Source organism: Neisseria sp. P0024.S006, from assembly GCF_051956595.1.
GTDB lineage: Bacteria > Pseudomonadota > Gammaproteobacteria > Burkholderiales > Neisseriaceae > Neisseria.
The window spans coordinates 1-446 of record NZ_JBQCXH010000063.1; the positions used below are offsets into that span (position 1 = coordinate 1).

Annotated in this window: 1 protein-coding gene; it reads left to right on the plus strand. The window is 54.5% G+C overall.

Going from position 1 to position 446, the window contains the following annotated elements; genetic code table 11:
* Nucleotides 1-159 precede the first annotated feature (159 nt).
* On the plus strand, nt 160-446 hold a 287-nt coding region (locus ACTHUF_RS11285; protein WP_440407750.1), incomplete at its 3' end, for a hypothetical protein.

The following is a 446-nucleotide window of genomic DNA, read 5'->3' on the forward strand; positions in this document are numbered from 1 at the left end:
GAAATGGCCACGGGCGTGATTATTGGGTCGTTGTTTTGGCTGGTTGCTTGGTCAATCGCGAAACAGCGTCAAGAAGAGCGTTTGGCTGAATCTGCTACGGCAGGCGACAGGATGCAGAAGCTGGAGTAGGAAATCGAGCTGCTGAAACGGCGTTTGTCGGTGTTGGAGCATGAGGCTGTCCGTGATGAGGCGAAGGTAGGGCAGGGGCTTGAGGTTCGGGCTGTTGCCGATGTTCAGACGGCCTCTGAGCCGCTTCATGTTCGGGTTGAGCCTGAGGCGGAAGCTGCGCCTGTTAAGCAGAAGATTGAAGAGGCGTTTGCCCCTTCTTTTTCTATACCTATTGATCCTGTTTCTGCCAAGGCTGCTGCTTCGTCTGAGCCTGTTGTGGAAGAAGTTGTCGAGGCGGTTGCTCCGGTTGCTGCTGAACAAGCAGGGCTGTCTAAAAA